Annotated in this window: 9 protein-coding genes; 4 read left to right on the forward strand and 5 right to left on the reverse strand. The window is 66.9% G+C overall.

The genetic code is table 11. The features are described 5' to 3' along the window. Positions 1–611: 611 nt before the first annotated feature. Positions 612–1,190, reverse strand: coding sequence for an SMI1/KNR4 family protein (locus ACFP3V_RS24365; RefSeq protein ID WP_380587337.1), 579 nt, complete (start codon positions 1,188–1,190; stop codon positions 612–614). Between the two features lie 646 nt (positions 1,191–1,836). Continuing rightward, positions 1,837–2,595, reverse strand: coding sequence for a DUF6928 family protein (locus ACFP3V_RS24370; RefSeq protein ID WP_380587340.1), 759 nt, complete (start codon positions 2,593–2,595; stop codon positions 1,837–1,839). Positions 2,596–3,341: 746 nt separating this feature from the next. Between ACFP3V_RS24370 and ACFP3V_RS24375 the strand changes: the two genes are divergently transcribed. Beyond that, entirely contained in the window at positions 3,342–3,812 is a 471-nt protein-coding gene (locus ACFP3V_RS24375) for an SMI1/KNR4 family protein (protein WP_380587343.1), read from the forward strand. A gap of 221 nt (positions 3,813–4,033) precedes the next feature. On the opposite strand, the gene ACFP3V_RS24380 is transcribed toward ACFP3V_RS24375, so the two are convergent. Together ACFP3V_RS24380 and ACFP3V_RS24385 are read right to left on the reverse strand one after the other, a co-directional pair. Then, the gene (locus ACFP3V_RS24380; RefSeq protein ID WP_380587346.1) at positions 4,034–4,462 is read right to left on the reverse strand and encodes a hypothetical protein; all 429 of its coding nucleotides are present in this window, start codon (positions 4,460–4,462) and stop codon (positions 4,034–4,036) included. A 766-nt stretch (positions 4,463–5,228) separates the two neighbouring features. Continuing rightward, positions 5,229–5,432 carry a hypothetical protein gene (locus ACFP3V_RS24385; protein WP_380587349.1) on the reverse strand — a complete coding sequence of 68 codons (204 nt, stop codon included), beginning with the start codon at positions 5,430–5,432 and terminating at the stop codon, positions 5,229–5,231. An 835-nt stretch (positions 5,433–6,267) separates the two neighbouring features. On the opposite strand from ACFP3V_RS24385, the gene ACFP3V_RS24390 reads away from it, so the two are divergent. Together ACFP3V_RS24390 and ACFP3V_RS24395 are read left to right on the forward strand one after the other, a co-directional pair. Next, entirely contained in the window at positions 6,268–6,780 is a 513-nt protein-coding gene (locus ACFP3V_RS24390) for a SigE family RNA polymerase sigma factor (protein WP_380587351.1), read from the forward strand. After that, complete coding sequence (locus tag ACFP3V_RS24395) at positions 6,777–7,550, forward strand: hypothetical protein (protein ID WP_380587354.1); 774 nt, start codon at positions 6,777–6,779, stop codon at positions 7,548–7,550. The genes ACFP3V_RS24390 and ACFP3V_RS24395 overlap by 4 nt, the downstream gene beginning before the upstream one ends. 7 nt (positions 7,551–7,557) lie before the next feature. Here ACFP3V_RS24395 and ACFP3V_RS24400 read toward each other — a convergent pair whose 3' ends face one another. Beyond that, on the reverse strand, positions 7,558–8,691 hold the full coding sequence (locus ACFP3V_RS24400; protein WP_380587357.1) for an IS630 family transposase: 1,134 nt from the start codon (positions 8,689–8,691) through the stop codon (positions 7,558–7,560). A gap of 176 nt (positions 8,692–8,867) precedes the next feature. On the opposite strand from ACFP3V_RS24400, the gene ACFP3V_RS24405 reads away from it, so the two are divergent. After that, positions 8,868–9,230 (forward strand): hypothetical protein, encoded by a 363-nt coding sequence (locus tag ACFP3V_RS24405; protein ID WP_380587360.1) that lies wholly within the window; start codon positions 8,868–8,870, stop codon positions 9,228–9,230. The last annotated feature ends 229 nt before the right edge of the window (positions 9,231–9,459 follow it).

The following is a 9,459-nucleotide window of genomic DNA, read 5'->3' on the forward strand; positions in this document are numbered from 1 at the left end:
GAGGAGGCGCAGTCCTTCGTTCCCCCGCCCCAGTGCGTGGCCGAGGTGACCAACGACGTCCGCTTCACCGGAGGACGGCTTGTCCAGGCCTCTCGCCAAGACGTGCTCGGGTGGCTGACCGAGTACGGCCTTGGCCTGAAGGGACCCTGACCGGACACCGGGTCCACGTTCACAGGCACACCGTCCACCTATCGCTGCCACCCGACCGTCAGGCGACCGACGCGCGGCCCGCATCACGGCGGGACGACGGGAGCGCGGCAGCGTACGAAGGCGCTGCGACGCATGATGGGTCCACCGGCCCGGGCGCCAGCCCTCCAGCTGCTGCCAGCCGCGTCCCGAGGTGCGTCAGCTGGGCGTGGGGGCGCAGGCGTCCTTTTGGACGAGCCAGTGGCGGACGGTGGCGCTGACATCACCGCCGGTGGCTCCCGCCCCCGGCCGCACTCCCCGGGCGGCTGGCGCTGAGTCGCCTCCTCGAGGGTGTTCGTACAGTAGGGCGCTCCATCTGGACACCACAGGGCAGGCCCGCTGCACGGACGTGTGGGTCGACGGCAGACGGGACGGCAGCGGGGCAGGCGTGCGGCAGACCCAGGGAGGTGCAGCGATCCCTTGAGTCAGTATTCTCTCGACCAGTCTTGAACCAGCTCCCACGTGGGGGGACGCTCATCCCCGACAATCCACGTCGATTCGGGGTGCTCGCCGGTCAGGTTCGCGACGAGGAAGTCGCCGAACCCGCCGTCGAAGCGAAACCAGTAGCCCGATCGATTCCAGGAGATGATCGGCCACTTGTTGGGGTCCGCATCGCCAGTGAGCCAGATGAAGTGATTCCCTGAATAGTCGTTACCCCAAGCGATCAGTCCCTCCTCGTCGGGGTACATGGGGTACGGATTCTCTTCCGGTTCTTCCTCGTGCAGCTCGGCGAGGTAGTCACTGATCCCGGACGGCGCGCCCTCCACGAGACTTGCGAATCCCTTACGCGCGTCGCCTTCGCGCACCTTGTCCCGCTTCAGGCTGGGCGTCCAGATCAGCAGCTGGTCGTTGACGAGGCCTGCCCCGTAGAGGTCTGCGAAATCCCGATAGTCGTCGGGAAACTGAAAGCCAACCTCCGCCGGCGCAAGATCCCAAGGAGCAGCGCTGGGACGAGTTGCCGGAGGCGGCATCATCCCCGCCAGTCGTTCGATCGCCGGGTGCATGCGCACAAGCTACAGCGTTGATCAGGTCCTGCAAGGGCCACCTGTCGGAGGTGCTCTGAGCCGTGCCCGCTGCATGCCTGTCAGGAGGGTCAACCGCGGTCAGCCAAGGACAGAGCGAGCGCACTACGAGCCGATGGTCAACGCATAGACCGCAGGTGAGCGGCGCTCCATGGCCCCGAGAGCCGTAGCTTCCCAAGCTCAGGTACGGTGCCCGTCGTGTCGAGTGACGACGAGCCTCCCGAGTGCCCCGAATGCACCGAGCCCTTGACCTTCCAGGGGTTGGTCCTAACCGAAGATCGATGGTTGTGCCGCGCTGTCTGGCAGTGCTGCAAATCCCACACCTGGTGGCACTGGGCCGACCGCCCGAGCGATCCACTGGAGGTCTGCCCCCACCCCGACCTCTTTCGCTGAGATTGACCCATGTTCAGGGGTGTGCCCCTGTCGTGCCCTACAGGGCGGTAAGTCACGGTCTCTTACGGGTAGGAGCGGGCCCTGGATAGCACGAAGGCCCCCGACCGTTGTTACTGGTCGGGGGCCGTTCACCTGCGGAGTCGGTGGGATTTGAACCCACGGTGACGTCGCCGCCACGACGGTTTTCAAGATCGGTAGCGGCGGGCGTAGTGCCGGTTGGGATGGCTGCGCTGAGCTACAAGGCATCGCCGGCGATCAGGGAGCCGTCGGCGCCCAGCGAGTAGATGCGCGGTGGTCCCATGGCTTCAACTGCGGCCCGAAGTGCTTCCTCTCTCTCCGCTGGGTCAGGACCCAGCGGATCCCGCACGAGGAAGCCGTGAAGCTCGATGGCACCTGCATCCACGTCGTCGGACTCCGGGAAGCCCTCGATAGTGAATCCGCAGAGGGCGCGCAGTGCGTCCTCGCCCAGGTCCAGCGGATGAAAAGGGAGCGGGTACGGCTCTTCGTCTTCGTCCGGCCAAGGGATGACGTCCGCCGAGCGCTCTCCGGCCCAGTAAGGCAGTTCGAAGGGCAGCGGATCACCGATGTTCTCCACGATCCCGCTGTCCGGCGACAGACTCAGGGAGCGGATAAGTCGTCCGTCCTCCCAGACTGCGAACGCCAGCCAGTCGACCACGCTGTGCATGGCGTGAAGGACCAACCGCCGGCCAGCGCTGGCCGCAACGAGGTCCGCCGGAAGTTGCGACGGGAGATCGACCATCACGCGCCGATCGCAGATCAGCTCCACATTGGGCCAACTGGCGGCGTACGCCCGACCGTCAGGCGGGTATACGCCGTCCCACAAGTTCGAGCCGCTCGCTTCCTCGATCACCCAGCCCGGATAGAGACGCCGCATCATGGCGGCCGTCCGCTCCGGGTCCGCCGGACCGACCTGTTGGAGCAGGTTGGGCACGCTCCCGTCGGCATACACGAGCAGACCGGTTTTGGCTCCCAAAGCCCCTCCCCTTGTCGCGCAGTCTCATCGCTGTCGCACCCTACTCAGACGCACCGACAAGACGAGGCGGCGAGCCGTTCTGCGCGTAGTTCGCTTCGCGAGGCGCTTCTTGGGGACCATCTGGGGACCACACGTCCTGCACGCGACCGAACATCCCAAGCTCACGCGACCACGTGACAGGCGGGCCGTGCCCGCTGAGCTGCGGAAACCCTTGACTCGCTGAGCTGGGGGTCAAGCGGTCACAGGGGTGCGTCGATCGCGAGGTGATGGTGGGGAGGGGAGCTGTGATGACTTTCTCTCCTTCATCAAGGGCCCACGCCGCTCACGCGGCGCGGCCCGCCCCCACTCGGGCGCGCGCTCCAGTCTTCGCCCGCGCTGCCCGGCGGGGCGGGGCGCAAGCGGAAGGGCAGGCAGGAACCGGACTGACCGGCTTGCCAGCCGGAAGAACAGGGGATCTCCGGCACCGGGATGGCCCGGGGACCGTGCCAAGAGTGGCCGGCCGTAGGGGTGAGCGAGGGGACTGCCATCCCGCCCGCCATCGACCCCAGGCAAAGCCGAGCAGACCTGCCCCTTGGGGTCCAGGTCGGTCGTCCAGTGGGGCGCTCCACCTGGACCCCAAGGGGCAGGCCCGCTCCACTACCGTGTGGGTCGACGGCGTACGGGATGGCAGCAGGTAGCGCCGTGGCGAAGCGGGGAGCGTCCCTCCCGGCCAACGCCTACCGCCAAGAGAGACGGAACCAGCCCAGATGCACCCCTCGGTCAACCGATTGTTGGAGTTGCTTCCCCCGCCCCAGCAGGGAGGCGCCGCAGTCGACTGGGAACACGTAGAGGCCGAGTTCGGCTGGCGACTGCCAACCGACTATCGGGACTTCGTCACCTGCTACGGAGTGGGTGCCATCAGCGATTCCCTAGGGATCAGCACTCCACCGTTCGAGGGCTACCCGTTCGTTGATCACCTGCTCTACAACACGCCCTACCCCGACCCCGACAACCTGTTGCGGTGGGGGGCGAATGAGGGTGCCGATGACTTCTACTGGCGCTGCAACAGCGACGAGCCCGATGACTGGACGGTGGCGATCCACCTGCGCAACCACGGCTGGCAGGACTATCCCGTCTCGATGGTCGACTTCCTCATCCAGCTCATCACTCGGCAGATCGACCCACCACTTGCCGCCCGACTCTGCATCGACCCACCCTGGTTCGAGCCCGACGTATAGCCTCGGCGGAGCCAGGCAGCGCCCGACGAGCGCACACCTCACCGTGCCCGTGCCATGCCCGATACGGCGGTCACCAGCGGCGAACCAGGGCCACGACCAACGGCAGACCGATCTACGGCACGGGAAGGGACCCCAGGTCAGAGCTGGCGCAACGGCCTGTGAACACTAGATTCCAAGCTCAGAGCGCTCACGGTTTCGCCTCGGGGTCCCACGTGGACTGATCACTTAGCGAGGCTTATGTCCGGCTCTTCTGGACTCTCGCCGCGCAGCAGACGCATGAAGGCATCTGCGAACGCGAGCAGGGGAGCCGTGTCCAGATCGGTCGTGAAATACGCCTGCTCCCCGCCGGCTCCGAAGGAGTTGGCCACCGCCCTTGGGATTGCTGGGCGCCACTGCATCAGCCGGTGCCGGACCCGCTCAGACAGCGCGAGAGTCACCGCCGCCCGGTCCGAAGCGGGAGCGAGATGCTTATCCAAGCCGGGTGACACGCACCCGATGAAGCCACCGGTGGCCTGCAGCTTCCAATCCTCACGGGCATTGGTGAGCCAAGCAGGCGGATTCACGACCCGCCCCGCCTCCTCGGCCAGGAGATAGAGCCACACCTCTGCCAACGAGTCGCGCGACCAGAACCCTCGGCCGTCAAAGTCCATGTACGAGCTCCCCATGGGCTCAGTAGAGCATCCTCGATGCAGACACTGCGGATCTTTTCGCCCAACCGCAGCCGCGGTTAAAGCGCCCTCCCGTGCCACAACCGCGCCAGATCCAACGGCAAGTGACGGCGAGTCACGGTCACCAACGGTTCATCAGCCATGCCGAGATCCCGGTATTGCCTTCGCAGCTCAGGGCACAGCTGGCCTGGCACCCTTGTAAAGCGGTGGTCTCCGAGCAGGGCCGTCCTTACCCTGTCGGCATGTGCCGATACGCGACGACCTACAAGCGGCATTACGTCTGCCTGCCGTGCCGGGCGTCGTTCAAGCAGGACAGCCAACGGGAGCGCACCCACCTGTGCCCGCGCTGTCGTGCGCCGTTGATCAACGCCGGACTAGACCTTACGATCCCACGGCGTACTGACAAGTCGGCATGGCGTGCTCTCGAAGCGACTCTTCGCGCCGGCTGGACGTTCCACTCGTGCGGCTGCGGCGGACCCGGATTCAGGCCCAGGACGAGCGCCGAGGTTCGCGAGCGGCGCAGGGCAGCGAAAAGGCTTGGCCTCACGGAAGCTGTCGCTCTCCGGCGCTACGACCCGTTGGAGCCCGAGTGGGGTGAGCAGACATAGGCGTGCCCGTCCCGTGCCCGTTCCGGCGGGAACTGGCGGGGAACCCCGGGAAGTCACAGCCGCGCCACCCCGTCGCCGCAGGTCAGCGAATCGCCAGATCAGGCGATATGCGCAACCGGACTCTTCCAAACTAGGGCCGCTCACGAGTAGAAGCCGCGGCCCCACTCCTCAGGCGGAACCGAGAATTCGTCTGGCCTCTCCTGGCGGAGTCGCCAGTACCTGCGATCAACTTCGTCTATCGCCTGGGGAATCGAGCACCCCAGCGCCTGGCGGATAGCAACGATCGCCTGCATGATCCGATGGTCCAGAATGTCGCGGTCCACGCTGCCCGGCAGCTCTGTCACGATCCCCTCCTCGTAAGGCAGGAACCTACAGGAACCGGGCGGTCAGCTGGCAGCTCGTGCGGGGGGCGTCCGCTGGGGACCAGTTGGGGACCACACGCGGTGCACGGGGCCGAACAACCCATGCTCAACCGAACGATGCGAGAGGCGTGCCGTGCGCTCTGAGCTGCAGAAACCCTTGACTCGCTGAGTTGGGGGTCAAAGGGTCGCAGAGGTGCGTCAAATCGCGCGGTGATGGTGGGGAGGGGAGCTGTGATGACTTCTCTGCTTCATCAAGGGCCCACGCCGCTCACGCGGCGCGGCCCGCCCCCGCTCGGGCGCGCTCCTGTCTCCGCTCCGCGCCGCCCGGCGGGGCGGACCGCAAGCGGAAGGCAGGGCAGGAACCGGACTGACCGGCCTGCCAGCCAGAAGAACAGGGATCTCCGGCACCGGGATGGCCATGGGCCGCGCCGANGGCAGGAACCGGACTGACCGGCCTGCCAGCCAGAAGAACAGGGATCTCCGGCACCGGGATGGCCATGGGCCGCGCCGACAGCGGCCGGCCGAAGATGGATGAGCGAGGGACTGCCATCCCGCCCACCACCGACCCAGGCAGAGCCAAGCAGACTTGCCCCCTCGGGCCCAGGTCGTACGTCCGGCAGGGCGCTCCACTGGACCCGAGGGGGCAAGCCTGCTTCACGTGCGTGTGGGTCGACGGCGGACGGGAGGGCAGGGGCAACGGCCGAGGCGGAGCCGCCTGCGTGATCTCCCGCAGGTTCGATGCAACGTTTCTTGGGACCTGGCGCACTGATACGAGTGGGGCCCGCGTCCCCGAGGGTGCGAGCTGGAGAGGAAGCCCGTGGGAGATCCTGATGACGGCGATCTGGATGCGTTCCTGGTCAGCCGACGAGCGGCGCTGTGCCGTACTGCGTTCCTGCTGTGCGGCAACCACGATGACGCGGAGGACCTGGTTCAGTCCACGCTCGTGAAGGTGATCCTGGGCTGGCGGAGGCTGCACCGTCTCGACAACCCCGACGCCTACGCCCGACAAACCATGGTGAAGCTGTACATCGCCTCACGCCGCCGACGGTGGCATGGGGAAGTTGCGCACGAGGAACTGCCGGAGCGTCCTGGCTCCGACCACGACCTGGACCTATCGATTGCGGTGCGTGGCGTCCTGGCCTCACTTCCGGCCAAGCAGCGCGCGGTCCTGGTCTTGCGAATCTGGGAGGACCTGAGCGTGGAGGCGACCGCCACGGCCCTGGGCATGCGCGAGGGCACCGTCCGCAGCCACACATCCAGAGCAGTGGCGGCGCTGCGCGGGGCGCTACCGCACGGACTGGAAGAACTGACCGAAAGGGGACGGGCGTGACCGACCATGTAGCCGAGCTGCGTCAACTACTGGCCGACAGCCTGCCGGACGACACCTCATGGTCCACGGACATCACGCCAGCTGCCCTGCGCGCGCGGGCCGCAAAGGTGCGTCGCCGCAAGCGTGCTGCCGCATTCACCGCTGTGGCCGTCGTGCTCGTAGGTGCCGCAATTCCAGTGATGGCGCTGATCCGAGCCGCGCCTGAGTCCGCGACGCCCCCCGCAACCGCCCCGGCCCAATCGCCCTTGGACGAGCTGCGCCACGCGTTGCCGCAGGGAATTGGGCAGGTCCAGCCCGTGCTGGATTGGATGCTCAGCGACATGCAGCGGCCGCAGGCGAGGCTCGATGCTCAGCGCGCGGGCCGCACCCTCAACGGCCTCTACACCGTGCGGCGCCAAGACGGCGTCGGCTACCTAGAGATCTTTGTTTCTCGCGCAACCGGGCAGGACCCGCAGAACAACATCCGCGGGTGTGCCACGAAGGCGATCGAGCCACAGTGCACCGTCACCACCCTGCCCAGCGGCGCCAAGCTGAACGCCACCCAGACGCGCCGGCACACGATTCCGTGGTCCGGCGGTTCGGAGACCATCGGCACGGTCAACGGCGTGGAACTCATCCAACCCGACGGGCTGGACATTGAGATCGACGCCTACGCTGGGGTCCTTGGTGCCCATTCCCCTGGGGTGATGCTGCCAGATCCGCCCCTGACCCTGCAGGAGCTGACCGATCTCGTCCAACTGCCGCTGTGGCAGCGTCACAGCGGCAGCTAGTGCCGCATCAGGCAACGTTCGCCCTGTTCACGACCTCGCGTAGGCGCTCGTCCTGGGCGTGCTTGTTCCGCCAGATGATGTAGCGGCGGATCATGCTGCCCTGTTCCTTGTGGCTGGCGTGGTCGGTGCCGTCCAGGGTGAAGTAGCGCAGGGCCGTGAACTGGGCCTCGATCCGGTTCAGCCAGGAGGAGCTGGTCGGGGTGTAGGCGATCTCGACGTTGTTCGCCTCGGCCCAGTCGGCCACCCGGCGGCACCGCTTGGTGGTCAGGTGGGGTGAGTAGTTGTCGCAGACGATCGCGATGCGCACGTCGGCCGGGTGGAGTCTGCGCAGGTAGCGGCAGAACTCCAGGAACGTGGAGCGGTTCTTGGTCTTCTTGATGTGGCCGTAGAGCTGGTCCTTGCCCAGGTCGTAGGCCGCGAAGAGGTGGCGGACCCCGTGCGGGCGGGTGTAGGTGGCCCGCCGGCGCGGCCGTGGCTCGCGGTCGGGGTCCTTGTGCTTGCCGCCGCGCTCGGCCCACTGGCGTCCGGGGTGGGGTTGCAGGTTGAGCGGCCCGAACTCGTCCATGCAGAAGATGACTTCGGGTTCGCCTTCCTCGGGGACGACCTCGCCGTCGGCGATCGCGTAGAGGTGCTCGACCCGGGCCTTCTTCGCCGCGTAGTCGGGGTCGTTCGAGGACTTCCAGGTCTTCACGCGTTGAAACGAGACGCCCTCCTCGCGGAGCAGGACCCGAAGGCCCTCGTGGCTGATGTCGTCGACCACCCCCTCGGCGACCAGGAAGTCGGCCAGCTTGACCAGGCTCCAGGTCGAGAACGGCAGGCCGTGCTCGATCGGCTTGGACTTGGCGATCTTCTTGATCTCGCGTCGCTCGGGCAACGTGAACGTCCGGGGCCACCCGCCCTTGTACTTGGGGTAGAGGGAGTCGAAGCCGTCGGCGTTGAAGTTGTGAATCACGTCGCGGACCCGGTCCGCGCTGGTGAACGTCACCGCCGCGATCTTGTCAACCGGCATGCCCTGCGCGGACAGCAACACCATCTGGGCCCGCCGCCAGGTCACCACCGACCCGGTGCCCCGGCGAATGATCCGCAGCAGCCGCCTGCCCTCGTCGTCGTCAATCTCCCGCACCCGCACCCGTTCCGCCACGTGATCATTGTGGCCGCCCGGCACCACCTGAGACGACAACCGGGCGGCACGTCACGACGGGGCGAACATTGCCTGATGCGGCACTAGTTCGAGGAGGCATGGAAGGCCGCGCAGGGCCGTCCGTGAGCTCGGGAGGGAGGCTCCCGCGCGCCTGGACGTCCTGCGATCATCTTGCGGTGACCGAACCGAAGAAGCCCCCACTGTCCCGGATCGAACACGACCTCATGATCTGCGGGATCGAGGCGTGGGGAATCCTGGCCTACGCCACCGGCGACAGGGATGAGGACGGCAATCCGGTCGATCTCCCCGCAACCGTCCTGAGCTTGGTGGATCGAGGGTGGGTGACGATCCATCGGATCGAACCCTGGACCGCCCCTCACGGAAAGAAGGGCGCAACGTACAGCGAGCCGCTTCCTCGCGAGGAGATTCCGGCCGTCCTGGCCGACCCGGCCACCTGGGATGACCCACAGGATGCGAGCTGGATGGGCGCGATCACCCTGTCAGCGACCGAGGCAGGCCGCGACATCCTCCGGGGCTGAACACCTGCCCGTTGCGTGCCCGTAGGAAGGGTCAGCAGCGGTCAGCAGGGGGCAACGGGTGTGGGAGGGCGGTCACCGGCAGAAGCGTCCAACGCCAAGTCAGTGACGAAGCACCGGGAACCGTGGATTCCCAAGCTCAGGTCTCAGAGCTGGCCGGCCCCTCGAACTCGACTCTCAGAAGCCGTTGTCGTACCGAAGGTGATCGCTGAGTTTCTGCTGGTCAGGAGTG

The sequence above is a fragment of the Streptacidiphilus monticola genome (genome assembly GCF_042658505.1).
Taxonomy (GTDB): Bacteria; Actinomycetota; Actinomycetes; order Streptomycetales; family Streptomycetaceae; genus Streptacidiphilus; species Streptacidiphilus monticola.